Genomic DNA, 26,279 nt, shown 5'->3' with positions numbered 1-26,279 from the left:
AAAATATTACAGTCAATTAATTTTATTTTTTAAATGTAATATTTAATGGATTTAAGATTCAAACAACATCGCTAAACTCTAAACTTAACAAACTAAATCATTTGATTTTAAATGTTTTCTTTTTGATTTAACTGTTGCCAAGTGTCTTGTCCGATTTGATCGAGTTGAATCACAGCCTTGAAAAAATCAGTTCTTAAAACGGTATCGACCCAAGCTGAAGGAAGTAATGGATCCGTGAGCATGAGTGCAATGGTTTCTCTACCGAGTAAAAATGATGTTTTTGCACGTTCGATTGGATTCATTGTTTGGTAATGGCTTAGCCACTGTTGAAGTTGTAGAGTGTATTTTTCATAGCGTTGATTCAGTTTCTGAGTGTCCCATAAGTCTATGATTTTATTTTGTGTATTATCTGGAAACTGAGCAATGAGCATAAATTTGGCTTCGGATTCTAATCCTTGATGCACTAACTTTTGAGTTAGCTCATTTAAATTTAGTGTTAAATTATTAGGTCGAATAAAAAAGCCTGTTTCGAGTTCTCTAAAGCCCGCATGTTTTAAAATCTTTTCTCGATGGCTGAGTGCCGTGCGATCAGTACGACCTAAATGTGTGGTTAGAATACCGATATATTGTTGATTCCAATCGGGGTTACTTTTTAATGCATGATCACGATGGAGAATAATTGAACCCCAATTTTCAGCATTGGTACTGAGTTTATAGTGACCACGAGATACAGATTCAATCATATTTTCATGGCTTAAACGTGTTACCGCAACACGAATATTATTTTCACTAATTTCTAATATTTTTGCAGCATTGAGAATTTGTTTAATTGAGAGTGTTTGACCACTAGAAGCCAAAAATAAATCGAGAATGAATGACTTGGCATTTAAAGGTGTCATTTGAGCACTCAGAAATGTTAAAAATGTATCAATAGGAATTATATTGATATTTTACAGTGTTGATCAAAGAATAGTGATTGATTTGGATGCTAGGCGATAAAGTCAGTACAAACAAATCAATCAAATATAAGTTTATTATTTTTTAAGTTAATTTTAACGTTTATTTAAATGCTCAACTAAATAGTCGATAAAAACCCGTACAGCAGGCAATTGTCCACGACGAGATGGATAGACGGCATGGAAGATCCCATGCGGTGCTTTCCAGTCAGGTAAAACACGAACCAATTCACCGGTTAAGACATAATCACTGGCAACCGAGTCTGGTAAAAGGGCAATACCACAGTTTTGCACAGCTAATTTTGCCAGCATAATTAGATCAGAGCCCATTAAAATTGGATTGATTTTGACCTTTTTTTGTTGGTTTTGAGCATCATGTAAAATCATTTGTTGATCTAAATGTTCATCGACCATACTTAAAATGCGATGTTCAGTTAAATCATCAGGCTTTTTCAGTATTCCAAACTCATTCAAATAGGCTTGGCTTGCAAATAAATGTTGTTCGATATTTTCAAATTTACGAATGACTAAACTTGGGTCATCATCTAAACTTGCGCGAACCCTTAAAGCCACATCAAAGCCTTCATTAATAATATCAATTCTACGGTTACTGACCATCAATTGAACTTTAATTTCAGGATAGGCTTTTAAAAAATCAGGTAAAATTTTTGAAAGCTCATTTTGTGCAACAGAAACAGGAACGCTGACTTTGATGACACCTCGAGGTTGTTCACTTAAATGATCCACAAGATCATGTGCAGATTGGGCTGCATTCATCATGACTTGGGCATGACGATAAATATTCATTCCAATATCAGTGACAGCAAAATGTCGTGAGCTACGTTGAATTAAACGGACGCCAAGTTTTTCTTCTAAGTTATATACACGGCGACTGAGTTTGGATTTTGGAATATCGGTTGCACGTTCAGCAGCACTAAAACCGCCATGTTCGACCACAAGACCAAAACAGTAAAAATCATCCAAATCAGTGAGCATAAATACATTCCAAAATTGCAACAATTGGGCATTTTTACACTCAATTGTTGCGTTAAGTCAATTTGTTAATTGTGAATTTATGCATTTAAGCTGTCATGAGAATATATTGAACCTGTTTGTATTCTTCTAAACGTAAAAGGTCTTTGGTTGTAGGGTGAGGAATACGGGTTAAATCCATGTTGTCAGCAACATCTGCCAATTTAACAATACGCGCAATCGGATTTTTAACAGCACGATATGCGGCTTCAATACGTGATTCACCTTCTTTCTTTGTCAATGCAACAATCGCATCGACAATTTCTTGGCTAAATCCTAAAGAAATCAAATCGACTACAGTCGTATCTGTATCTTCTAAAATATCGTGTAGAACGGCGACGATTTGCTGATCAGGTGTTTTCACTTTGAACATCAGTCTGAGAGGGTGGAAAATATAAGGTTGATTTCCTTTATCTTTTTGACCTGCGTGTTTACGAGCTGCTAAAGCAATCGCTTTTTCAATCGTTGACATAATATCCTTGTCTTTCATTTCTGTATTTATTCAAAATCTTGCTTTATTGCAATCCAAAACGAGTGTTTAATTTGCCCCAACTCGTTTAAAATATAATTTTATTTTGTTCTAATCTTTATGGCTTTTCAACTGATCACCTTAGAAAATTCTCAAGAAAATGTTACATGCCCGCATTGCCAACATGCAGTGATTGATTGGAATGAGGAACAGTATTTACAACCTTGTGAACATACCTTATTCATTGCGATGGACTTAGGTTTTGAGTTTATTGCAGATGAGTTTGAATCAACCATGTCACGTAGCGTGGATGAAATTCATGCACATGATGATCAAGGTTTAAATATTTTCCAAGAATTAAGCAGCAGTTCATATCCTGAATTTACAATTTATAAAGCCAGTTTAGGAGCTGTAGGTGGACAAGAAATTTCACGTTATATCGGTTTTACTGGATAGATATATTTGACCAGATTGCATTGAATTTCTTTGTTTTAAATAAAAATTAAGATTTGAAATTATCTAAACCTTATTTCATAAAAGTGCTTTGTGATAATTCAACTTCTGTCAGTAACCATTCAATAAATTTTGCAATCAATGGTGACTGTTGCTGTTCAGCATATACAAAATAATAAGCGCGAGAACCTTTCAGCTTAATATCTGAGGCGATGATTAATTCACCTGAACGGAGTTCTTTTTCAAGCAGTTTTTGTGGAATTAAAGCAACGCCCATGTGGTGTATGGCTGCAACAGCGAGCATGGAAAATAGTTCGTGCCGTTGTCCATCGAGTGCAAAAGGATGATCTAGATCAGATACTTCAAACCATTCTTTCCAAATATAAGGACGTGTGGTTTGTTGTAAGAAAGGCAGGCGCGCGATTTCCTGTGCGGATAAGCTACGTGTTAACTCACCTGAATGTCCTTTGAGTTCAGGAAAATGCTTAAATATTAAATCTGCTGAACATACAGGCACGACATCTTCATTCATCAAATAATGTGTTTTTGCATTTGGCCAATTTTCAACTTGAGCAGGTGTACCTGTATAGATCGCTGCATCAAAAATATGATCACTGAATAAAAATGGTTTGGTGCTAGTTTCCAAATGAATCGTGATTTCAGGATGAATTTCATTAAATTTATACAGTCGCGGTAATAGCCAACGCGTCGCAAATGTTGGAACTACACCAATTTTCAGCGTCCCACCTAAGCCTTTATGACTCATCACATCCAAAGTACTTTGCTCAATTCCAAGTAAATGTGACTTGATATTTTTAAAATAATGTTCGCCCGCTTGAGTGAGTTCCACACCGTGACGAGTTCGATTAAATAGATTGAGTCCTAAAAACTCTTCAAGTTGTTGTACTTGTCGAGATACTGCGCTTTGGGTCAGATGAAGTTCTTGTGCTGCAAAGGTATAGCTTAAATGCTTTGCCGCGGCCTCAAAACAGATCAGTGATTGTAGCGAGGGAATCATTCTGCGCATATTCGTTCCTTGAATATCTTAATGGAAATTGAAGTTCTAGTTGAATGATTTATATCATTAAGTGATGTTACGCATTGAAAAAGAATTATTCATTTTTCAAATATGATTAATTCTTCTCGGCGGAGTCTTACATCAAAAGTTTTAATTTAGGGCTTAGCCTTCGGCTCGAGGTACTTTTGTTTTGGCAAAAGTACCCAAAACCATTGTCATCCGCAAAACTCGTCATCATCCGTCAAATCTTTCAATACATCGCAGACACATATCTGATTAAAAGTAGTCCTGCCTCAAACAGTTGCGGATGACGTTTTCGCGTATCAAATTTTATCGAAGCGCAAAAGATTTTTTATGTTACTGCGTAACATCAGTCAATAATGTTGTTTGAAAATATATCTAAACAATATCTATGCTCAAGATTGAACTTTAGTCTGATCTTAAAATAGGAAAATAAATTCATCTTCAGTATTGAATCAATCAAAACACAAGATATGCATAAATGGAATATCTGAGTGCGAATTTATCGTTTGAAAGCTTGATTGTTCACGTTTAAATTGAATGTAACAACAAAACGAGATGCGCAGAGGAAGCGATGAATCAAATGCTCAATACTAAGAAAACCCGTGTTCAATTTAACTGGCAAGATCCATTTTTATTGGAACAACAACTGACTTCAGAAGAACGAATGATTCGTGATGCAGCAGCAGCTTATTCACAAGACAAACTTATGCCACGTGTTTTAGAACAATTCCGTCATGAAAAAACCGATGCTTCGATTTTCCGCGAAATGGGCGAGTTAGGCTTATTAGGTCCAACGATTCCAGAGCAATACGGCGGTGCTGGTTTAAATTATGTCAGCTATGGTTTGATCGCACGTGAAGTTGAACGTGTGGATTCAGGTTACCGTTCAATGGCAAGTGTACAAAGTTCATTGGTGATGGTGCCGATCAACGAATTTGGTTCAGAAGAACAAAAACAAAAGTATTTACCTAAATTGGCAACAGGTGAATATATTGGATGTTTCGGTTTAACTGAACCTGATCATGGTTCTGATCCAGGTAGCATGATTACCCGCGCTAAAAAGGTTGAGGGTGGTTATCGTTTAACTGGTGCAAAAATGTGGATTACCAACAGCCCAATCGCCGATGTATTTGTAGTCTGGGCAAAAGAAGTTTCTGCTGAAGGTAATGTTGGTGAGATTCGTGGCTTTATTTTAGAAAAAGGCTGGGAAGGTCTGTCAGCACCCGCGATTCACGGCAAAGTTGGTCTACGTGCGTCAATCACAGGTGAAATCGTGATGGATAATGTCTTTGTTCCTGAAGAAAATGCCTTTCCTGAAATCCGTGGATTACGTGGCCCATTTACCTGTTTAAACAGTGCTCGTTATGGTATTGCTTGGGGTGCAATGGGTGCGGCTGAGTTCTGTTGGCAAACTGCACATCAATACACCATGGATCGTAAACAATTTGGTCGTCCATTGGCTGCTAATCAATTGATCCAAAAGAAACTCGCAGATATGCAAACTGAAATTGCATTAGGTTTACAAATCGCATTGCGTTTTGGTCGTATGAAAGATGAAGGTATAGCTTCACTTGAAGGTACTTCATTAATCAAGCGTAATAATTGTGGCAAAGCTTTAGATATTGCTCGCGTTGCTCGTGACATGATGGGTGGCAATGGAATCAGTGATGAATTTGGTGTGGCACGCCATTTAGTGAATCTTGAAGTGGTCAATACCTATGAAGGTACACATGATGTTCATGCTTTGATCCTTGGTCGTGCTCAAACTGGTATTGCAGCTTTCGGTAACTAAGTTGATATAAATCATTGCATTAAAAACCTTTAAGGATGTTCATGATTGAGCATCCTTAGAGCGGTTTTGCCTTAAAATTTAAAATAAATGAATAAGGTAAGTTGAATTAACGATAGAAGGATTCATCGTACAAATATCTATATTGCTGTAAATTGTCAAATTTCATTCAAGTTTTAAAATTATAAATAAAGAATGGATTGATAATGAGGCTGTAAGATAACCGATGACTCATTTGGGAAAATGAGGTAAAGGAAATATGAACAATGACGTTCAATCAGTTGCACTTTCTGTAAAAGGAAGTTTGCCATCTAATATTGGTACATACGAAAAAATTGGTCCAAATACTTGGAAATGGGCATTATTATTTGCTTATTTTGCGATGGTGGTAGATGGTATCGACATCATGTTGTTGTCGTATAGTCTAACCAGTTTAAAAGGTGAATTTGCATTAACAACTTTTCAGGCAGGTGCTTTAGGTAGTGCTTCATTGGCAGGTATGGGAATCGGAGGGATTCTCGGTGGTTGGGCATGTGATAAATTTGGTCGCGTGCGTACGATTGCAAGTTCAGTGACATTCTTTTCTATTGCGACGTGTTTGTTAGGGTTTACTCAAAGTTTTGAGCAATTTATGGCATTACGCTTTATTGGTGCATTGGGTATAGGTGCGCTGTATATGGCATGTAATACTTTGATGGCTGAATATGTCCCTACAACATATCGTACAACTGTATTGGGAACATTACAGACGGGACAAACGGTTGGTTATATCGTAGCAACAATTTTAGCAGGTGCAATTATCCCTGAGCACGGATGGAGAATTTTGTTCTTTATCACAGTGATTCCAGCATTTATCAATATTTTCCTACAACGGTTTGTACCAGAGCCGAAGTCATGGCAATTGACTAAAATTGATCAATTACAAGGTAAAAAACAACCTGAAAAAGTTGTCGAAGAAAAACCTAAAAGTGGCAGTATTTATAAACAAATTTTTGCCAATTTTAAACATCGCAAAATGTTCTTGTTGTGGATGACGACTGCGTTCTTCTTACAGTTTGGTTATTACGGAATCAATAACTGGATGCCTAGTTATCTTGAAACTGAAGTGCACATGAACTTTAAAAATATGACCAGCTATATGGTGGGTTCTTATACTGCGATGATTTTAGGGAAAATATTGGCAGGCTATTTAGCAGATAAGTTTAATCGCCGTGCTGTATTTGTATTCGGTACGATTGCGAGTGCGATTTTCCTCCCAATTATTATTTTCTTTAACACCCCTGATAATATCTTGTATTTATTGATCACATTTGGGTTTTTATATGGCATTCCTTATGGTGTAAATGCAACGTATATGGCTGAATCATTCTCAACAGATGTGCGTGGTACTGCGATTGGTGGTGCATACAATATTGGGCGTGTTGGTGCTGCAATAGCTCCAGCTACGATTGGTTTCTTAGCTTCGGGGGGGACATTTATGACAGCATTTATTGTCATGGGTGCAGCATATTTTGTAGCTGGCATCTTACCAGGTTTGTTTATCAAAGACCGTCAATATGATCCGCAAAAACAGTAATGTGCACTAAAGCATAATGCTAAATAATGAAAATTTTATCAAAGTAAATGAAATATTGAGGAGGGTCAAAGCTCCTCATACAGAGGGAAGTAACATGGGTGCATTACAAGGAATTCGAGTTTTAGACCTGAGTCGCGTACTTGCAGGACCATGGTGTGGACAAATTCTGGCAGACTTAGGTGCAGAAGTCATTAAGATTGAACGACCGCAGGTGGGTGATGATACCCGTATGTGGGGACCGCCGTGGATGTTAGATCAACAGGGTAACGCCACACGAGAGTCAGGCTATTACCAATGTGCAAACCGAAATAAATCTTCGGTTGCGATTGATATCGCAAGTGAGCAAGGGCAAAAGCTGATTCAAGAAATTGCGAAAACAGCAGATGTTGTTATCGAAAATTTTAAAGCAGGCTCATTAAAAAAATATGGCTTGGATTATGACACGCTCAGTCAAATTAATCCTAAACTCGTCTATTGCTCAATTACGGGTTTTGGTCAGGATGGGCCACGTGCTGAAGAACCTGGTTATGATTTTATCATCCAAGGTATGTCAGGTTTGATGAGTATCACGGGTGAAAAAGATGGTGAACTTGGTGCAAGTTCGCAAAAAGTAGGTGTCGCTGTTGTTGATATTCAAACAGGGCTTTACTCAACCATTGCGATTCAAGCTGCGTTGCTTTCACGGCATCAAACAGGCAAAGGGCAATATATCGATATGTCCTTGCTTGATGTACAAGTGGCAGCATTGGCAAATCAGGGTATGAATTACTTAACTTCAGGTGTTGCACCTAAACGTATGGGGAATAATCATCCCAATATTGTGCCTTATCAAACATTTCAGGCACAGGATAAAGAATTCATTATTGCTTGTGGAAATGATAAACAATTTAAAGACTTATGTATTGCGATTGGTAAGTCAGAATTATTGGAGAATCCTAATTATATTCGTAATCAAGACCGAGTAAAAAATCGTGCTGAATTGGTACCTTTATTGGCAGAGTATTTCAAGACCAATACAGCTAAACATTGGGTGGATGCAATCCATGCTGTGAAAGTCCCTGTAGGTGTGATTAATTCAGTTGCGGATGCACTAGATGAGCCTCAAATTCAACATCGTCAAATGGTGGTAAATATTCCACATGCCTACAATCCGAATTTTAAAGTGATTGGTTCTCCGATTAAAATGTCAGATACACCTGTAGAATATCGTAATGCGCCACCACGATTGGGGGAGCATACTAAGTTGATTTTAGAACAATTTCATACCCTTGAAGAATTACAGCAGTTGAAAGAATCAGGCGTGATTGATGGGTTGGGTTTGTAAAAACATGCGTAGATCACATGAATTGATGCACATAAAAAAGATCAATGTAAGCAATTAATTTACATTGATCTTTAAAATAGCCTAAGCAATTTTTACGAATTACGAATTACGAATTACGAATTACGAATTACGAATTACGAATTACGAATTACGAATTACGAATTACGAATTACGCAGTCGTAGGAATAATCCTTTGTTGCATCAAAACTTGCTGTGCAATATGGATTTCAGCACCTTCTTCAGGATGTACGGCATGCCACTCATCCTGATCATTCAATTCCCATGCACGAACATTGTCTTTGAGGTAGTTGAGTAAGCCAAATTCAATGATTTGTTTCTTCAACTTTTTATCTTCAATTGGGAAACAGGTTTCAACACGTGAGAATAAATTTCGCCCCATCCAGTCCGCACTTGCACAATATAAGTCATCATTTCCAGCATTATGGAAATAATAAACACGGGTATGTTCTAAAAAGCGTCCCACAATTGAACGGACATGGATATTTTCAGACAAGCCCTTAATTTGTGGCTTTAAACAGCAAATTGAACGAATAATTAAATCAATTTTAACCCCAGCTTGTGAGGCAATATATAGTGCTGCTATTAATTTAGGTTCAGTTAAAGCATTCACTTTAATGATAATACGGGCTTTTTTTCCAGCTTTCGCATGCTCAGTTTCTTGCTGAATTAGATCTAATAACTGAGAGTGTAAGGTAAAGGGTGCATGAAATAGTTTTTTGAGTTTGAGTAACTTGCCCATCCCAGTCAATTCTTGGAAAATTTTATGTACATCTTCGCAAATATCAGAATCAGTGGTGAGTAAACCATAATCGGTGTACATCCGTGCATTACCCGCATGGTAGTTGCCTGTCCCTAGATGCACATAACGTTTCAATTGATGATTTTCACGGCGCACAATCAAAATCATTTTTGCATGGGTTTTATAGCCAACAATGCCATAAACGACGACAGCACCTGCTTCTTGCAAAATATTCGCTACAGTAATATTGGATTCTTCATCAAAACGCGCGCGTAATTCAATTACCGCCGTGACTTCTTTACCATTACGCGCAGCTTCAGCAAGGACTTGAACGATTTCGGAATCTGGACCACTACGATATAAAGTTTGTTTGATCGCCAAAACATTGGGATCTTGAGCTGCTTCTTTGAGCAAATTAATCACAGGTTTGAACGAATCAAAAGGATGATGTAATAACACATCTTGCTTGCTTAAAACGTCAAAGGTATTTTTTGCATTTCTGAGAACTTTTGGAATAACAGCTTGATACGGTTTAAAACGTAATTCAGGAATATCAAAATTGGTAATTAAACGGGTTAAGTTTACAGGACCATCAACTTGATATAACTGAGAATGATCAAGGTCAAACTGTTCCAATAAATAGTTATTGATCGAATCAGGGCAATTATTGGCGATTTCTAAACGTACAGCACGACCAAAACGACGTGAAGATAACTCATCTTTCAGCGCGACTGCCAAATCATCGACATCTTCAGCAAGGGTTAAATCGGCATTTCGAGTGACACGGAATTGATAACAACCTGTTGCAGTCATACCTGGGAATAAATCATTGATATGCTGATGAATAATTGCAGATAATAAAATGTAATGTTCTTCACCATTGGTGAGTTCATCTGGTAAACGAATGGCTCTAGGCAAAGAACGAGGCGCAGGGACGATGGCTAATTCAATATGACGACCAAAAGCATCTTTACCTTCCAAAGTGACAATAAAATTCAGACTTTTATTGACGAGTCTTGGGAAAGGGTGTGAAGGATCAAGGCTGATTGGAGTGACTACAGGTTGAACTTGTTTGAAAAAATAATTTTTAATCCAATCTTTATGTTTTTCTTCAATATCGTTGTATTGAATAAATTTAACCCCATAATCTGCAAGTTCAGGCAATAATACATTGTTTAATATATGGTATTGCTCTTCAATTGCGAGATGCGCTTTTTCTGAAATGTGTTCAAGAATCACTTCATTGGGAATGCCATCAGGTGCAGTGGTAATACTATTCATATCCACTTGCTTCATTAAACCTGCAACACGAATTTCAAAAAACTCATCAAGGTTTCGAGAGAAAATAATTAAAAAATTTAAACGTTCTAACAAAGGATGATTTTCATCCTTTGCTTGCGCTAAGACACGTTTGTGAAATTCGAAAAGTGAAATTTCACGATTAATATATGTTTCTGAACTGTGTTGAAATTCGTAAATTTGAGAATGATTTGAAGCCGGCATGATCTGCGTCATTTGAAAAACTGTCTAGAAGACCTTGTAGGGCATAGTAAGTTTTATATATGACAGAAATGTTACATTTCTTAAAATATTGAACATTTCTTTCTTCTAAATAGTTAAAAAATAAAGTTTTTATCAACTTAAGCCAAATGAAATAGAATTCTTTCATTATAGTTTAAATGATTAATTTTAAATTATTCAATTGTTTAGAAGATGTAGCATTGTACAGCCTTAAAACTTACATTGATCATTATTCACTTTTATTTCATAGCTTTTTTGATCTGAAGATAATTTCATTTTCACATAATAAGGATTACGTCTTTGGAACTCATTTTCAAAAATCAGATGACAATTTTCAATCATTCCTTTGATTAGGTACTGTTGAGTTTGTTCTTTACCGACACTTTTAGCAAATTGGTCGAAATCTTCAGAAGTAATGAGTCCTTGTAAACTGATGTGATCATGATGCATTTGCATTTGTTCAATGACTGTGTTTTGGTCAATTTGGACAGGGTAAACGCGTGAATCTTCATCGCTCAATGCAGCTAAAATGATGTCTAAATTTTTTTGATCTTTGATTTTATAGTTTTGGTCAATCAGGTTTTTTTGAATCAGATACGTATCAAGTTCTGTCGCATGTGACGACATTGCAAATACAGAAAATAAGGATACAGTAAGTGCAGGAATTATTTTGAATTTCATTTGAATAATACACATATAGATAGTATGGTTTTATTATATGCAATCTTTCTTATTTTACGAGTAAGTTTTTGTTTAATAATTTGTTTCTTCACAAGAATAAGCCAAAAGTAACTTTAATATGGTTTGATGGGTGAATACCCATTAAGAAATTATATTGACTTTCGAAAGGGCACTATTTTACCTCAATAAAAAGGCTTTGATTTACAAAGCCTTTTAAAATATTAAAACTTAAAGTTAATCTTTTTTCAGATTTTCATTAATTAAAAATTCAACCAATGCTTTTTGTGCATGTAGACGGTTTTCTGCTTCATCCCAAACCACAGCATTTTTATGGTCAAGCATATTTTCAGAAATTTCTTCACCACGGTGCGCAGGTAAGCAATGCATAAATAAGCAATCAGGGTGTGCTAAATCCATCAGTTTTTCATTCACTTGATAATCAGCAAATGCTTTTTCACGGATTTTTTGCTCTTCTTCTTGCCCCATGCTCGCCCAAACATCAGTCACGATCAGGTCAGCATTCACTGCAGCATCTTCAGCAGATTCAAACACTTCTGCACAATGCGCAAATTCAGATAAGAATTCAGGCTTTGGTTCATAGCCTTTCGGAGAAGCGATCTTTAATTTAAAGCCCCACATATGTGCTGCTTCAATATATGAATTACACATATTGTTGCCATCACCAATCCAAGCCACAGTTTTTCCTGCGATTGGACCACGATGTTCAACAAAAGTTTGTACGTCTGCAAGTAATTGACAAGGGTGGTGATCATCTGTCAAAGCATTGATCACAGGAACACTTGAGTATTCAGCAAAACGTTCAACGATGTCATGACCAAAAGTACGAATCATCACAACATCAAGCATACTTGAAATCACACGTGCTGAATCTTCGATCGGCTCGCCACGACCCAACTGAGTATCACGAGATGAAAGAAAAATTGCGCTACCACCAAACTGAGTCATACCAGCTTCGAACGACACTCGCGTACGAGTACTCGATTTTTCAAAAATCATTCCCATGACTTTGCCAACAAAGGGTTGGAACACTTCATTGTTATGTTGTTTTCGCTTTAACTCTTGAGCACGTTCAATGATACGGTTAAGTTCAGCAGTTGATAAGTCACGTAAAGTAAGAAAATGTCGTAGAGCCATGGTTACTCCACAATAATTGTCTAGTCAAAGCCAATAGGGTATTGACCAACAATTCATTGTTGGTGGTTGATGAAAATAAAAAGGAGAATCATCTAATATACTATAGGAATGTCAAAACGCAAAAAAATTAGACTTTTTGATGACCGTCTAAGAAGCGATCTACACAATAACTGACGCAATCGAATATTTCTTGATCAGTTTCTTGGATATGAATGCCCATTAAAATTCGCCATTCTAGGTTTCTAAGTATTCCAAAATAGAATTGAGCAGAATAAAGCGGATTATCGCATTTTAAAAGTTGCTTTCCAGCGCAACTTTCTAGAGCTTTTGCGATTGCAAGTTGAACCTGCTTAGGACCTTTTTCGTGGATATACAATGCCAGTTGCGGGTCTTTTTGTGAGCGTTCAAAGATCAGTCGAATAAAAGCGATATTTTCTGGCATGATCATGTGCTTATAAAAGGTAATCAGCGTCGTCAAAAAGAAGGTTTGCAAGCGGTGATCGACCGTGCATGTGCATGTGTAGAAGCGGGTGCAGATGCGATCTTTGCTGAAGCGATGACTGACATTACCATGTACAAAACAGTCTGTGATGCTGTCGGTGTACCAGTTCTTGCAAATATCACTGAATTTGGTGATACACCATACTACACCACTCAAGAATTGGGCGAGCAAGGCATTTCAATGGTGCTATATCCATTGTCAGCAACCCGTGCAATGCAAAAAGCTGCACTCGAAGTATTCCGTTCGATTCGTGAAAATGGTACGCAAGTGAATGTACTTGACACCATGCAACAACGTAAAGAACTGTATGAATTCCTTGATTATCATACTTTTGAAAATACATTAGACAAATTATTCACTGAAGGAAAATAAAAATGGCTGAAGGAAAAGTACTCACCGGCGCAGGATTACGTGGACAAGTGGCAGGGAAAACAGCTTTATCAACTGTAGGTAAAAGTGGCGCAGGCTTAACTTACCGCGGTTATGATGTTCAGGATCTTGCAGAGAACTGCCAGTTCGAAGAAGTTGCATACTTAATTTTCTTTGGTGAATTACCAACGACTGAACAATTGGCAGCGTATAAAGCAAAACTCAAATCACTTCGCCAATTGCCACAAGCATTAAAAGAAGTACTTGAGCGCATTCCTGCGGATTCACATCCGATGGACGTGATGCGTACAGGTGTTTCAATGTTGGGTAACATCGAAACTGAAAAATCATTCGATGAACAACAAGATGTTGCAGACCGTATTCTTGCAACTTTACCTGCAATCATTTGCTACTGGTACCGCTACAGCCATGATGGCGTACGTATCGAAGAAAACACAGATGATGATTCAATTGGCGCTCAATTCCTGCATTTACTTCGCGGTGAGAAACCGAATGAATTGCATGAACAAGTGATGAATGTATCGCTGATTCTTTATGCTGAGCATGAGTTTAACGCATCGACATTTACAGCGCGTGTATGTGCATCGACATTGTCAGATATGCATTCATGTATCACAGGTGCTATTGGTTCACTTCGTGGTCCATTACACGGCGGTGCAAACGAAGCTGCGATGGAAATGATCGAAAGCTGGACGTCTCCTGAAGAAGCTGAGCGTGAAATGCTAGGCAAATTGGAACGTAAAGAAAAGATCATGGGCTTCGGTCACGCGATCTACAAAGACAACGATCCACGTAACGGCATCATAAAAATCTGGTCTGAAAAATTGGCAAAAGATGTCGGTGATACCGTACTTTATCCAGTATCAGTCCGTTGTGAAGAAGTGATGTGGCGTGAGAAGAAATTGTTCTGTAATGCAGACTTCTTCCATGCTTCTGCTTATCATTTCATGGATATTGCAACCAAACTGTTCACACCAATCTTCGTAATGAGCCGTGTGACAGGTTGGGCAGCGCATGTAATGGAACAGCGTGCAGACAACCGTATTATTCGTCCAAGTGCGGATTATACGGGTCCAGAATTGCGTAAAGTTGTACCGATTGCTGAACGTTAATAGCTCATTACTACTTTGAAATAATAGTAAGATAAAACACCCAATGAATTCATTGGGTGTTTTTTTATGATTAGCAAAAGCTGTGATTTTATAACTGCTTTGGAATGGTATCCCAGAATAATCTGATGTTACGATTAAATGTTAATGCAGATTGATCACCATTAGCTAAATTCATCTGGCAATCATATAGGTTGCCTGTTTTAGATCCTATGCTTGTAATTGTTTTATGCCGCAATGTAATTTCTCCTGGAATTGCAAGAACTGCATTTGGGCATCCTGCTGTTGATAATGCCTCTTTCAGCGGGTAAGAGCCTGAGTTTCTTTGCGTTTTCCCATCACAAAACCAATTGTTTTTATTGGATGTAGAGCGCCAACAAAAAGCAAGTGCTTTTACAGCAGATGTGTCTGAAGATGGTGTGACAATAATAGGTTGTTTGGGAGCGGTTGTAGTTGTGGTCGTATTGTCTTTTGGGGGTAGAGTAATTGAACCCGGTGGGCCACTTGAATCAGGAGGGGAAAAAATTATGTTGGGATTGGTGGAACTTGAGCCAGTATCCTTAGGTGGATTTGATGATTCATTAACAGGTCTTTCGAAAAAATAATTTGGCCCACATATGTTATATGGCATGAAGCCTAGAGTCGCTTTTGCAAACAATGAATCTGTATTTACATTACCATCATTTTGTAGATTTAGAGTTTTATAATCGTATACGGTAATTAAGAAGGGTTCATATTTAATCAGGTCTTTAATGTACATAGCACCTATACCTGGCTCAGGTGGGATATAAGTCGTTAAAGGTTGATCGGGATCGAATTTTAATTCAAAAGGTCGTTCTACATTGGTAAAGCTGATATTTATTGGGCCTGTATCAGCACTTGTTGACTCTAAATTCCCTTTTATTGAAACCTGAGCTTTACCAGTGCTAATTTTTTTCCAAGTGAGTTCTGTATCTTTAAAATGGTAAGTGACAGGATTGGTGTTAATAGACCCAGATTTTGTATTATAGCCACTGAGTTCAAGCTGATCCGTTTGGTATTGAACAGCTTGATCAGTTTCAGTGATATTAAGCTTACCATTGACGGTTTGTTTCTCTTTACTATCTTGTGTTGATAAATTTAAATTCTTAAAGTCATAAGTCGTATTGTTATTAGATAGATATACTTCGCCTTGCGCTAAAATTTCTGCGTCAAAAATCCCAAGACAATTATTAAATAAAATCTTTTGGTTATTTGTGTCTACTGTATATGAACCCGATGTGCATTTTTTACCTTTTTGAATAATGTCGTACATACCATTGGATAGCATATTCAGTGGACCATTGAATAAAACTTCGCGCATGACAAGTGCACTGGCTTTCTCAGCAAATGCTTGTTCATTCATGGTGGTGTTTGTTGGAGGATTATTTTCGGTACGTTGCTCTTGTGTAGCTGAAGTTCCATTTTGATTATCGTCATCACCACCTCCACAAGCAGTCAGTAATAAGATGATGACGATTGGATAAAATTTATCAAATAACTTTATTTGCATGGTGATCCTTCCAAATGCTTAAAAGTATAATTATTGTTAGTTTTGAAACTTTGACTATTCCTCAAATGGCAATGTTTCTTGATTTACTATGAAAAAAATACTTTTAATACGAGCGGAGTCGATTTGACATAATCGATTTACATTAAAGTGAGTAAAATAATAAAAACTAGATTTAACTTGTGTTTTTACAATACGTTTTTTTTATTATTCATAAAAAAATAAGCTTAAAGTCATGCTGTTTATATATTGGAATATGTGCATAATGAACAAGTTAAGAACATAATGAGTAGATTTTTATGAGTAATCAAATATCTGCAGAGCAGGGAAGCTATTTGGGGCAACAGTTGGAGCAAGTGAAATCAGAGCTTGCGCAATCTTCAAAAGATTTGATTGAGATTAGACAGGAAACGTTTAGTCATTACCCAGCAGTTGAAGCAGCAAAGCAAAAAGCGGAAATAACTTTAAAAAACTATACTACTGCAAGAGCTGATGCCGTTAGAGATAAAGCCCGTCGAGATAGCTTATTCAGTGCTTTAACTTTAGCACCACTGTTTAGTAACCGCCTCTTACTTATTATTGCATGGGCCGTATTGATTTTTGCGATTCCATTTTTTGCAAAATATACCATTGGAAAGTTTTTAGGTATTGTATTGAGTTTAGGCTTATACATTGTACTTGTTCGTAAAGGAATGAAAAAACAAGGTGATTTGAAAAGTAAGGCAGAATGCGGTTCTATTTTGCTCTTTGGTCAATGCAGACTAAGCTTCATGCATTTTGGCTCAAAAGAAAGCGGAGATTCAAAGTATCCCTACAAAGCAATCACTGCACCTGCCGATGAGAAAGATATTTCAGGAAATTGGCGAGTCGATGATAAGTTCGGGAAAATGTATGATTCGGATTTTGTTGTTTTTCATACGCCAAAGGAAGCGGACAAAATATTTGCAATTTTAAAAATTCCCAATGATGGAAGCGAAGCACATTTGGTTGATATTAATGCAAATACTGAGGCTTGGGATTGGAAGATTTATAAACAAATGTCAGCAGATCTTGTACCTCTATTCGCTCAAGATATTTCAGCAATAAATACTTTTGCAACTTCTGCAGCAGATTGGGTAAAAAGTTATGAATATATTGCTTCTTTGGAGCAACGACTCAAAACATTGACAGATGTGACTGAAAATTGGCAAGACGTTGCGATTGAAGAAGAAACGCTTGATCGTGTTCTAAAATTAGTTGATTTATTTGCTTCCGGTCGTAAACCATCGCCTAAAGGTATTTTATTGTATGGTCCTCCAGGAACTGGAAAGACTTTAATCGCGCGTAAGCTTGCTAAACATGCAGAATGTAATTTTGAAGCCGTAAATATTTCAGATTTAAAAGCAGGACATATTGGTCAAACAGCACCAAAAGTAAAAGAACTTTGGGCACGTTGTCGTGAAAAGGCGCCAACATTATTGTTTGTTGATGAATGTGAAAGTGCTTTTGCAAAACGTGGTGGAACAGATAACGATTCATTTGGTAATGAGCTCGTACAAACCTTTCTTTCTGAATGGGATGGCTTTAATCAAGCATCAGGTAAAGTCTTGGTGATCGCAGCGACGAACCGACACGACATTATCGACAATGCAATTATGTCACGCTTTACTGCATCAGTAGAAATTGGCTTACCAAACGATGTTGCACGTAAGAAAATTTTAGAAAATGAATTTAAACAAGCGGATATTGATCTTGAAGTATCTTCAGCGCTTACGACTGAAACAGCAGGGATGTCGGGTCGTGATATTCACACGCTAATTGCCACTTTAGTAGCTGAAAATATCAATCGTGAGATAAAACCTGAGAACTTGATCGAACAGGTTCGTAAAATTCGTGGTAAAGGCTCAACACAAGTAAAATCATTGACTTGGGATGATGTTGTATTGCCTGAAACAACCATGATGGAATTCCAAAATCTGGGTAAAGAATTAAAAAATGCTGAAAAACTTGCAAAATTAGGCATTTCAACGCCGAAAGGAATTTTACTTTACGGCCCTCCTGGTACAGGGAAAACTCAAATTGCCCGTGTTTTGGCGAGTCAGTCAGGGCTTTCATTTATTGCAGCAGCAACATCGGATTTAAAGGCAAATTTTACAGGTCAATCTGGTAGTAAAGTAAAGCAATTGTTTGAAACTGCACGCTCACAAGCACCATGTATTGTTTTCATTGACGAAATTGATATTGTGGCAGGTGCGCGCAATGGTGGAAATGATAGTTTTACTCAAGAGATCGTTGGGCAAATGCTTCAAGAGCTAGACGGTGTAGCAACCAAAGAAGGGCAAGTATTCTTATTGGCTGCTAGTAATCATCCTGAAAATATTGACAGTGCGTTAATGTCACGATTGGAACGTAAAATTGAAATTGGTCTACCTGATCAAGTCGCACGTTCGCAGATATTAATCTCGATGCTAAACAGTAAGCCGACTGATTTTGAGGTAAGTGAAGTTGCAAATCAACTTGCTGAAAAAACGCAAGGCTTATCAGGACGTGATTTAAATTCTTTGGTGACTCGTGCAACACGACGTGCTGTGAGCCGTGCGATTCAATCAGGTGATGATCTCGAACATACACGAATCACAGAAGAAGATTTGTTGGAGTCGATCGGAACAAGTTTTGCTGAGAATGAATAAATTATAAATGCGCAGAAGTATTACGTTTCAAAACGTAAGCCTATGTTTATTTTAATTGTATTGTTAATGATGGCTTATTTCCTTAATGAGGGAATAAGCCATTTTTTGTGGGCGAGTTGTAATTACTAGGTGGTTTAGACGTTGGGATTGCATATAGATAATGATTTGAACTGCTGTTCGTGAGTCTATTTGGATAAAAGTAGAATAGGATCTTCAATATCATAGCCAGTTTCTATTGGAATCCCTCGATATTTAACTACAACCACCGTTTTATTCTGATTCGGTATTTTATAATTTTGAGTGATTTTAAGTTGCTTGTTATAACTAATGGCTTCTTGAATCTTACTTTCATATAAAGGCATATGAATTTGATAAGTAATCGTATATTGAGGAATCTTTTCTGAAAGCGTATGCCAAGCAGGAACTTGGTGAACTTTATTTTTTAAAACCTTAATTTGTACTACATTTGAATCGACTTTGATTAGTGGGGTTAAGCGCTTAGTGATTTTCTTTAGATCTTTATCAAACTGAATACCATCTTGATCATAATCTATGGCTTTGCTTTTTGGATTGATATACAGGGATTTTACTTCGATCAATTTGTCAGGTGTTTTACTGTTGAGTTGATAATAATAAAGTTGTGGTAAACGTCCGCGTCCATCTTGGAAATGACGTAATACATATAGCTTTTTCTCTTTAGCTTCATAGCCTAAAACTTCAATGTTTTGTCCACCACCAACTGTGGCATGGACATTTAGAGAAAGCATAAAGATGAAAATTGTAGTGATAAATTTAAAATAATGCATCGTTTATTGTTCAATATGTTTTTATTGATTATGACTGAGCTTGGTCAAATAAACAGGACATTTACGTAAATAAAAATCAAGAAAATATATAAATAGAGCGAATTTTAGTCGGATTTTTTACTGAAATCCGCTAGAATCATACCATAAATCTTAACCAATTAAAAATTTAAAGCTTAATAATAAATGAATACACCACAATTAGATCTTGTTGAAGAGCAAGGAAAAATTAGTTTTATTGAATATACACCGACTGGTATCTTTATTTTAAAGATTGAAAAACGCAAATATCGTGGTACGCAGATTCAATCTCAAGTTTTTCAGCTCAATGATGAAGTTCATGTGATCTATAATAAAAGAACACAAGTTGTATTTGCTGTATTGAATCAAAGCAAACAAGTCTTATATCTTGATGATTGTATTCTTGCAGTAGAGCCAGACGGATATCGCGAATTTGGTCGAAATGCATTGCATGTTTCATTGATGTGCAGTTTGTTTTTATGCGTAGCTTATCCATTTTTCCAATATTTTATGGATGGGACAATATATTATTTAGATACCATTTTCTATCTAGCTATTTTTGCATTTGTAGTTTTCATTTGGCGTTTTCTCTATCAAATAACTCGTTCTAAAAATGAAAATCAATTTGATTGTTTAGCTGATATTCTAAAAAAATTTGCTTTGCCTCCACTGACGAAGAAAATGCTTCAAAGTTTACGATTACAAAATGGTTATTTCTTTGAGTTTGCAAAACTTTATGATTTTAAATATTTATTTTCATCTAAGCCAGCAATAGATGATCAAAAAATCATATCTAATTTGACAGAACAGATAAGCAAAACCAATAAGTTTGGTTTAAATGGAATTGAAACTGAGCGTTTGAAATTGAAGTTATGTTCTGGGGAGTTAAAAACTACGGCAATCGAAAAAATGGAGTCCAATCGTGATAATCCTGATCCATTGCAGGAAGTTAAGTTTAAAGTTGATGATCGAAAACTCTATGGTTTTTTTGATGAATTCATATTTACCCAAGGGCGGAATATACAAGTTGTTTATACACAAACGTCTGACAAAGATGGTCACTATGCATGGATGGTATATGATCAAATCCTATACCTTTCAATAGATCAAGATATTTTACAACATCGCTCTAAACCTATATTTGAGAAATTCACTCCAGATGAAACAAACCCTTTGCCAATGGCAATTGGTTTTGGAATGGTTATTCTGGTGATTATATTTGGATTTTTCTATGCAATTGTTCTTGCAGGTATTTTTGGCTTATTGTATTTCTATGGCAAATTTTGTTATTCCATATATTTAAAAATGGAGAAAAAAAGAGATGTCGATGGCTATATGACTGAGCAAATTTCAAAGCTGTTACCTTCAATAAATTTGCAAACATTTGATCAGTATCAGTTTGTCCCGTATTTTAATCAAAATCGTGTCGCACCAAGTCGCACAGGCTTTAAAAAAGAATATAAAGTGCTTGATTAAAAAGGAGATCATAAGATCTCCTTTTAATAACAATAACATTCGAAATATAAAGAATTAGAACTGTTCAGACTTCGCCATATTCCACATTCTAAAATAGAAGTTATCCTCATCCTTATTTTCACATGAAAGTAATTCGCCATCTTTCATCCAAAAATGCAATTGCGCGTAGTTTTTAATTTCACGGTCATTGATACGCTGTGCCAAATGATGCGCTTTGATTTCCGCAGGATGTTGTAAGCCTGCAGCAGCAATCATTTCCGCCAGTGCTTTTAAGGTATTTTGTTGGAAATGGAAAACACGTTCAGATTTTGTCGGAACATCAAGCGCTTTTTGACGCTCTTTATCTTGTGTCGCAACGCCTACAGGGCATTGATTGGTATGACAGCTTTGTGCTTGGATACAACCAATGGCAAACATGAAGCCACGAGCAGAGTTCACCCAATCCGCACCCATCGCCATGGTACTAGCAATATCAAAAGCACTGATAATTTTACCACTTGCCCCAACTTTGACTTTGTCACGTAAACCCGCACCAACCAGAGTATTATGCACAAAGAGCAAGCCCTCACGTAAGGGTGTACCCATATGATCAATCAACTCGATCGGCGCAGCGCCAGTACCACCTTCAGAACCATCAACTACAATAAAGTCAGGCACAATTTTAGTTTCCAACATCGCTTTGACAATCCCCATGAATTGCCAAGGTTGCCCGATACACAGTTTAAAACCTACGGGTTTTCCGTTAGATAAGTCACGTAACTTTTGGATGAAATGCATCATTTCAATAGGGTTGCTAAATGCCGAATGTGAAGCAGGTGAAACGCAGTCACGATCACGTGGGACACCACGGATTTTAGCAATTTCTACACTGATTTTATGTTTTGGTAAGATACCCCCATGCCCAGGTTTAGCACCTTGTGATAATTTGATCTCAATCATTTTAATTACAGGATTAACAGCTTGTTGTTGGAATTTTTCAGGATCAAATTTTCCATCTAAAGTACGGCAACCGAAATAACCACTCCCGAGTTCCCAAACAATATCTCCACCATTTTCAAGATGATAAGGGCTTAAGCTACCTTCACCTGTATCATGGTAAAAGTTCCCCATTTTAGCCCCTTTATTGAGTGCACGAATCGCATTGGCACTTAAACTACCAAAGCTCATTGCAGAAATATTCATGATGGATGAACTATAAGGTTGGCTACATTGCTCATTACCAATACTGATACGAAAAGTATGCTGATCAGCAGGTGAACAGGGCGCTAAAGAATGGGTCAGAAAACGGTAATCATCTTGATATACATTGATGATTGAACCAAACGGTTTATCGGCATTTTCATTTTTTGCACGTTGATAAACCAAACTGCGTTGAGAGCGAGAAAATGGTAAAGCATCTTCATCTGATTCAATGAAATATTGACGAATTTCAGGGCGAAAGCTTTCAAAGAAAAAACGGAAATGTCCCATAATTGGGTAGTTTCTTAAAATTGCGTGTTTACTTTGAATAATGTCATAAATTCCGACAGCACTTAGGGCGATACTGATCACCCATGCAATATTTAAAACCGTATCCGAAAAGAAATAGTAAATAAAATGTGAATCATGCAAAAAAATCGTCCAAGTTAGATAAATTGCAATGAATAAACAAAGGAACCAAACAGAATAACGTGAAAAAAAAGTATTAAAAAATTTACTTCTAATTGCTTGAGCAGGGCTAGCCATAGGAATAGGTTGTCCAACATAATATTATGCGACTAAGTTGCCAATTTTATGACATTTTCTCAAGTGTTGAATTGTTAGAAATAAGAAAGATTCTATTTTAAAAATAACATTAAGGAATTAAATGCCTAGTGTGAATAATTTACTAATCGGTCAAAATACTAGATTTTCTGGGCAAGTAATGTCGCAAATCGTTGTTTGATGCGATTGCCTTGTTCATCGGTACGATGTAATTCACCAACATTTTCATTGTATTTTAAAATATTCCAAGTTCGATAATAATCACGTAATTGCTGAGGTTTAAAGCTAAATGGGAAATCGGACTGCACAGGATAATCGTCTGTATCCATCGCACAGACAATTAAATTAACCCCATTGGTTTTTGTTACTTTTTGCATATTTTGAATTAATAGTGGAATAGTTTCAGCCTGCAAAAACATCATGACGACAGTTGAAAATACAAAATCGTACGATCCATCTAAACTTTGATCTTGGTTTAAATCACGTATAGCTGTTTGAATATTCTCTAATTTTTCTAATTCAATGATGTCATTTAGATTTTGAATACTTTGTGGATTGACATCAAAGGCATCTACCTGAAAACCATGTTGATTTAAATACAAAGTATTGCGTCCAAGACCACAACCAACGTCTAAAGCCTTACCTGTATTTAAGTATGGCATTGCCAGAAGAATTTCAGAATGTGTTGGTGAAAGTTGATATTTCTTAGCAAAATAATCATCAGCTTCACAGTAGAAACTTAGTTGACAGCGTACATCTGGACTTGTAGAAACAATTTTATGCCACGCTTGCGGTGTAATAAAAGGTGGCTGATTTTCTACGCTAAATGGGTATTGAGAAAGGGTGTCGCCGTGTTCATTGAGCATGGCAAAGTCTAAGTGACCTTGTAGAATATTGAGTTTTGCCCAAGTACCAACTTTGGTATTGTGAGCTTGTTTAAATCCTTGAGGAATACTATTGGCGTCCCAAATCGGTAATTCACGATAACAGCGTAAGTTTTCCATCTTCGATTCCTTTTAGATTTAAAAAACAGATCTAGGTCGATTGACCTAGACCTTATCGCATTTATTCCTCAGTTGGAACAAGCATTAAAATAGATTCATTTAGCAAACCTACGATGTCTTCTAAGATTTCATCATCAGCCAATTCAATATTCAATGCTATTGCTTGACCATCAGCAATTTTTTGTAAAAAAGGCGTGAATTGTTCGGAAATACAAATCCCTTCACCATTTGCCCAAAACAATACTTGGTCATCTTGATCTGAATAAAGTAAACGTGAAGCAGGTTCAAGTTGAATTAAATAGCCTTGATCAATCACTTCTTCCAAATCACCTGTGCCAATTTCTTCTGCTTCAGGAATATTTTCAGGATATTTAGATTCAGACATTAAACTCATAATCGCATCATCTAAAACAATTGAATTTTGCAATTGTTCTAAGATTTTTGCTTTTAAATAAGTGAGTTCATTTTCGGTAACTTCACCTGCATTTGAAACTTGGTCACGGATAATATCTAGCAATGGATTTTTTAATTCCGAATTGTCTGAAAATTTATCGCAAACACGATCCATCATATCAGGCACATTTGGCATGCGGAAACCAAAAGAGAAAGTTAAGCACTCATCTTCTGCAACGCCGTAATGAGATAAGCCTGGTGGGACATAGAGTAAGTCGCCAGGTGCTAATACTTCATCGAAATTTACATCCATTTCAGGAAGCAATTTTAACGGTTGTCCTGCAACAAACTCAGACTCTGCATCACACATTTGTCCCAGTTGCCAACGACGATGACCATAGCCTTGTACTAAAAATACATCATAAAAATCAAAATGTTTTCCGACTGAACCACCTTGTGGTGCGTATGACACCATGATGTCGTCACGACGCCATTGTGGAATAAAAGGGAATTTCTTCCAAAGTTCTGCCAAGTCAAATGAATAGTGATCTATGGCTTGTACAAGGAGCGTCCAAAGCTTTGGCATTTTTTGAAAATCGCCTTTGATTAAAGGCGATGTTTTAACTGACCATTGGTTTGGATCTTTGTCTTTTTGCTTTATTAAACGTGCAGTGACATTTTCATCCAATGCAAGCTCCATAACATCATCGGGAACGAGGATATTCGCGATTTCAGGAATTGCATTACGGACTAAAAGAGGTTTCTTTTGCCAGTATTCTGAGAGAAATTGTTCTGCGGTAATTGCGCCTAATACATCTAAAGGTTGAGACATTTAAAATAGCCTAAGCAAAAATAGATTCATCTTGCATATATTGTCTAATGAGCGCGTGAAAGGTGCAAGTTTTAAGGCTTGATTTGCTGCTAATTTTTAACTTAAGTGATTTGAGCGTAAGATAGATGAATCGTTTTGATTGAGTACTGATGATGTTTGCTAAAATTGCTGATTTATTTAAGGGTAAAGAGGCGAAAGCTGAACTAGAGTTTTTAGAAAAAAATCATATTCAATTGGATAATGAACACGGCTTTATTGTTGATGGTATTGTTTTGAATAAAGAATTGGCAGAACGATTAGAATATTTTTCAAATCGAAAACTCAAGAATTTCGATGATTTAAAAGAATTGTTTTATAAGGCAATTTTGATCAATGAAAAAATTGATTTAGAAATAGCTTCAGGTCGTTATGTAGCAAGATTAGGAAATACAGAAGAAAACTTGAATCAATTTAAACAAATTGTTCAAAAACTTTGTGATTATTATAAGGAATTTAAAAGAGAAAAGTGATTGGTTGAACAATTATGACATATGCAAAAAACTGGGCAGAGATTGCTGAAAGAGCGAATGATTTTATTGAGTTTCTTCAAGGTGATAATTTCTTTTCAGAACCATTTAACACAGATAAAGACTATTTCGTTATTACTAATGCTCAATTGGGAATGAAATATGCCTGTGAAGGAAGTTGTGAGGAGTTCACAGAATGGGAGTTGAATGTTAGAATTTCACACTTTTTGATAACAAAAACTAATTTTTTTAATTTTTTCGCTAAAAATTTAAATGGTTTACTAGAAAAATGGAAAAATATTGATGGTGTAAGTGTAGCAGAAGAGTTAATGATGATTCATTTTGATTATATTTTTAATTGTTATGCAAATGATTATTTTCCTCCAATGTGGCAAGAAATTTTAAATATCTATTTAAAAGGTGGTTTACCATGCGGTTGGAGTGGACATTATCCAGAAGGTAAAATGGTGGTGTTTAGCAACTACTAAATCAACAAGATAAAACAAAATCACTCAACTGAATAAAGTCATCATGTTAAACTATTG

22 protein-coding genes and 1 pseudogene are annotated in these 26,279 nt (G+C 36.4%); 10 read left to right on the top strand and 13 right to left on the bottom strand.

Going from position 1 to position 26,279, the window contains the following annotated elements; all coding sequences use genetic code 11:
• Positions 1 to 107 precede the first annotated feature (107 nt).
• The 3 genes from EXE10_RS08635 to EXE10_RS08625 all read right to left on the bottom strand — a co-directional run bounded on the left by EXE10_RS08635 (position 108) and on the right by EXE10_RS08625 (position 2,460).
• Entirely contained in the window at positions 108 to 899 is a 792-nt protein-coding gene (locus EXE10_RS08635) for a PaaX family transcriptional regulator C-terminal domain-containing protein (RefSeq protein WP_130113086.1), read from the bottom strand.
• Between the two features lie 153 nt (positions 900 to 1,052).
• On the bottom strand, positions 1,053 to 1,952 hold the full coding sequence (locus tag EXE10_RS08630; RefSeq protein ID WP_087551810.1) for a LysR family transcriptional regulator: 900 nt from the start codon (positions 1,950 to 1,952) through the stop codon (positions 1,053 to 1,055).
• Positions 1,953 to 2,037: 85 nt separating this feature from the next.
• Positions 2,038 to 2,460, bottom strand: a complete 423-nt coding sequence (locus EXE10_RS08625; RefSeq protein WP_130113085.1) for an HD domain-containing protein — start codon at positions 2,458 to 2,460, stop codon at positions 2,038 to 2,040.
• Positions 2,461 to 2,577: 117 nt separating this feature from the next.
• On the opposite strand from EXE10_RS08625, the gene EXE10_RS08620 reads away from it, so the two are divergent.
• On the top strand, positions 2,578 to 2,913 hold the full coding sequence (locus EXE10_RS08620) for a hypothetical protein (RefSeq protein ID WP_130113084.1): 336 nt from the start codon (positions 2,578 to 2,580) through the stop codon (positions 2,911 to 2,913).
• 70 nt (positions 2,914 to 2,983) lie between these two features.
• Here the strand turns inward: EXE10_RS08620 and EXE10_RS08615 are convergent, their stop codons facing one another.
• A complete protein-coding gene (locus tag EXE10_RS08615) occupies positions 2,984 to 3,937 on the bottom strand; it encodes a LysR substrate-binding domain-containing protein (RefSeq protein WP_130113083.1) in 954 nt (317 codons plus the stop codon).
• Between the two features lie 586 nt (positions 3,938 to 4,523).
• Here EXE10_RS08615 and EXE10_RS08610 point away from each other — a divergent pair.
• From EXE10_RS08610 to EXE10_RS08600, 3 genes are all read left to right on the top strand, one after another.
• On the top strand, positions 4,524 to 5,744 hold the full coding sequence (locus EXE10_RS08610; RefSeq protein WP_130113082.1) for an acyl-CoA dehydrogenase: 1,221 nt from the start codon (positions 4,524 to 4,526) through the stop codon (positions 5,742 to 5,744).
• Positions 5,745 to 6,000: 256 nt separating this feature from the next.
• Positions 6,001 to 7,317 (top strand): MFS transporter, encoded by a 1,317-nt coding sequence (locus EXE10_RS08605; RefSeq protein ID WP_130113081.1) that lies wholly within the window; start codon positions 6,001 to 6,003, stop codon positions 7,315 to 7,317.
• Positions 7,318 to 7,411: 94 nt separating this feature from the next.
• Positions 7,412 to 8,641, top strand: a complete 1,230-nt coding sequence (locus tag EXE10_RS08600) for a CaiB/BaiF CoA transferase family protein (RefSeq protein WP_130113080.1) — start codon at positions 7,412 to 7,414, stop codon at positions 8,639 to 8,641.
• A 169-nt stretch (positions 8,642 to 8,810) separates the two neighbouring features.
• Here EXE10_RS08600 and ppk1 read toward each other — a convergent pair whose 3' ends face one another.
• From ppk1 to EXE10_RS08575, 4 genes are all read right to left on the bottom strand, one after another.
• Positions 8,811 to 10,916, bottom strand: coding sequence for a polyphosphate kinase 1 (gene ppk1, locus EXE10_RS08590; protein ID WP_130113079.1), 2,106 nt, complete (start codon positions 10,914 to 10,916; stop codon positions 8,811 to 8,813).
• A gap of 216 nt (positions 10,917 to 11,132) precedes the next feature.
• Entirely contained in the window at positions 11,133 to 11,603 is a 471-nt protein-coding gene (locus EXE10_RS08585) for a hypothetical protein (RefSeq protein WP_130113078.1), read from the bottom strand.
• 234 nt (positions 11,604 to 11,837) lie between these two features.
• On the bottom strand, positions 11,838 to 12,758 hold the full coding sequence (gene argF / locus EXE10_RS08580) for an ornithine carbamoyltransferase (protein ID WP_068974654.1): 921 nt from the start codon (positions 12,756 to 12,758) through the stop codon (positions 11,838 to 11,840).
• Positions 12,759 to 12,885: 127 nt separating this feature from the next.
• Positions 12,886 to 13,200 (bottom strand): TetR/AcrR family transcriptional regulator C-terminal domain-containing protein, encoded by a 315-nt coding sequence (locus tag EXE10_RS08575; protein ID WP_265937138.1) that lies wholly within the window; start codon positions 13,198 to 13,200, stop codon positions 12,886 to 12,888.
• A 33-nt stretch (positions 13,201 to 13,233) separates the two neighbouring features.
• Here EXE10_RS08575 and EXE10_RS08570 point away from each other — a divergent pair.
• Together EXE10_RS08570 and prpC are read left to right on the top strand one after the other, a co-directional pair.
• Positions 13,234 to 13,632: pseudogene (locus EXE10_RS08570) on the top strand (isocitrate lyase/phosphoenolpyruvate mutase family protein); the annotation flags it as partial.
• A gap of 2 nt (positions 13,633 to 13,634) precedes the next feature.
• Positions 13,635 to 14,762, top strand: a complete 1,128-nt coding sequence (gene prpC, locus EXE10_RS08565; RefSeq protein ID WP_130113077.1) for a 2-methylcitrate synthase — start codon at positions 13,635 to 13,637, stop codon at positions 14,760 to 14,762.
• An 88-nt stretch (positions 14,763 to 14,850) separates the two neighbouring features.
• Here prpC and EXE10_RS08560 read toward each other — a convergent pair whose 3' ends face one another.
• Positions 14,851 to 16,290 (bottom strand): hypothetical protein, encoded by a 1,440-nt coding sequence (locus EXE10_RS08560; RefSeq protein WP_130113076.1) that lies wholly within the window; start codon positions 16,288 to 16,290, stop codon positions 14,851 to 14,853.
• 296 nt (positions 16,291 to 16,586) lie between these two features.
• Between EXE10_RS08560 and EXE10_RS08555 the strand changes: the two genes are divergently transcribed.
• Positions 16,587 to 18,956 carry an AAA family ATPase gene (locus EXE10_RS08555; protein ID WP_068974704.1) on the top strand — a complete coding sequence of 790 codons (2,370 nt, stop codon included), beginning with the start codon at positions 16,587 to 16,589 and terminating at the stop codon, positions 18,954 to 18,956.
• A 185-nt stretch (positions 18,957 to 19,141) separates the two neighbouring features.
• Here EXE10_RS08555 and EXE10_RS08550 read toward each other — a convergent pair whose 3' ends face one another.
• Positions 19,142 to 19,762: a hypothetical protein gene (locus EXE10_RS08550; RefSeq protein WP_130113075.1), complete on the bottom strand. Its 621-nt coding sequence runs from the start codon at positions 19,760 to 19,762 to the stop codon at positions 19,142 to 19,144.
• Between the two features lie 183 nt (positions 19,763 to 19,945).
• On the opposite strand from EXE10_RS08550, the gene EXE10_RS08545 reads away from it, so the two are divergent.
• Positions 19,946 to 21,256, top strand: a complete 1,311-nt coding sequence (locus EXE10_RS08545) for a hypothetical protein (RefSeq protein WP_130113074.1) — start codon at positions 19,946 to 19,948, stop codon at positions 21,254 to 21,256.
• 54 nt (positions 21,257 to 21,310) lie between these two features.
• Here the strand turns inward: EXE10_RS08545 and EXE10_RS08540 are convergent, their stop codons facing one another.
• From EXE10_RS08540 to EXE10_RS08530, 3 genes are all read right to left on the bottom strand, one after another.
• Entirely contained in the window at positions 21,311 to 22,981 is a 1,671-nt protein-coding gene (locus EXE10_RS08540; protein WP_130113073.1) for an FMN-binding glutamate synthase family protein, read from the bottom strand.
• A 158-nt stretch (positions 22,982 to 23,139) separates the two neighbouring features.
• Positions 23,140 to 24,003: an SAM-dependent methyltransferase TehB gene (gene tehB, locus EXE10_RS08535; protein ID WP_130113072.1), complete on the bottom strand. Its 864-nt coding sequence runs from the start codon at positions 24,001 to 24,003 to the stop codon at positions 23,140 to 23,142.
• Between the two features lie 61 nt (positions 24,004 to 24,064).
• Positions 24,065 to 25,228 carry a cupin domain-containing protein gene (locus EXE10_RS08530; RefSeq protein ID WP_130113071.1) on the bottom strand — a complete coding sequence of 388 codons (1,164 nt, stop codon included), beginning with the start codon at positions 25,226 to 25,228 and terminating at the stop codon, positions 24,065 to 24,067.
• Between the two features lie 152 nt (positions 25,229 to 25,380).
• On the opposite strand from EXE10_RS08530, the gene EXE10_RS08525 reads away from it, so the two are divergent.
• Entirely contained in the window at positions 25,381 to 25,737 is a 357-nt protein-coding gene (locus tag EXE10_RS08525; RefSeq protein WP_130113116.1) for a hypothetical protein, read from the top strand.
• A 14-nt stretch (positions 25,738 to 25,751) separates the two neighbouring features.
• Positions 25,752 to 26,222 (top strand): hypothetical protein, encoded by a 471-nt coding sequence (locus EXE10_RS08520; protein WP_130113070.1) that lies wholly within the window; start codon positions 25,752 to 25,754, stop codon positions 26,220 to 26,222.
• Positions 26,223 to 26,279 lie beyond the last annotated feature (57 nt).

The organism is Acinetobacter sp. WCHAc060033, assembly GCF_004209125.1.
GTDB classification, from domain to species: domain Bacteria; phylum Pseudomonadota; class Gammaproteobacteria; order Pseudomonadales; family Moraxellaceae; genus Acinetobacter; species Acinetobacter wuhouensis.
Note: the sequence above shows the minus strand (reverse complement) of the source record. Positions and strands in the feature narration are given on the sequence as shown.